At 63.8% G+C, this 503-nt stretch carries 1 protein-coding gene; it reads left to right on the top strand.

Features of this window, described 5'->3' with window-relative positions:
• A partial coding sequence (locus AC1DU6_RS36025) for an FAD-dependent monooxygenase (RefSeq protein WP_477863482.1) occupies positions 1 to 503 on the top strand: 503 nt, incomplete at both ends.

The raw sequence follows: 503 nt of genomic DNA, 5'->3' as shown, positions 1-503 counted from the left end.
GCGCGAGACCGGTGCCGGTGTGCAGATCAGCCCGAACGGAACGCGGGTGCTCGCATCCCTCGGCGTGCTCGATGCGCTACGAGATCTGGCAGTCGAGCCGACGGCCAAGACGATCCGTTTGTGGAATAGCGGTGAGACGTGGTCGCTCTTCGATCTCGGCGCCATGTCGGTCGCCGAATATGGTTTTCCCTATCTGATGGTCCATCGCGGCGACCTGCACACGACGCTGGCAAACGCCGTGAAGCAACTCGATCCGGACGCGATCCGTCAGGGCGCCGGCGTTGTCGAGGTCGAGAACCACACCGATGGCGTGACGGTGTCGTTGTCGAGTGGCGAACGCGTCAGCGGCGATATCCTGATCGGAGCCGACGGCATCCATTCAGGCGTACGGTCGGCCGTATTCGGAGCCGGACCGGCGCATTTCACCGGCTGCATGGCATGGCGCGGAGTCATTCCATCATCGCGCCTGCCGTCGCACATCCGACGCGATATCGGGACGAACT

Source organism: Roseateles sp. P5_B10 (assembly GCF_056400485.1).
The sequence above is the reverse complement of the archived record's forward strand: the minus strand, read 5'-3'. Positions and strand labels throughout refer to the sequence as shown.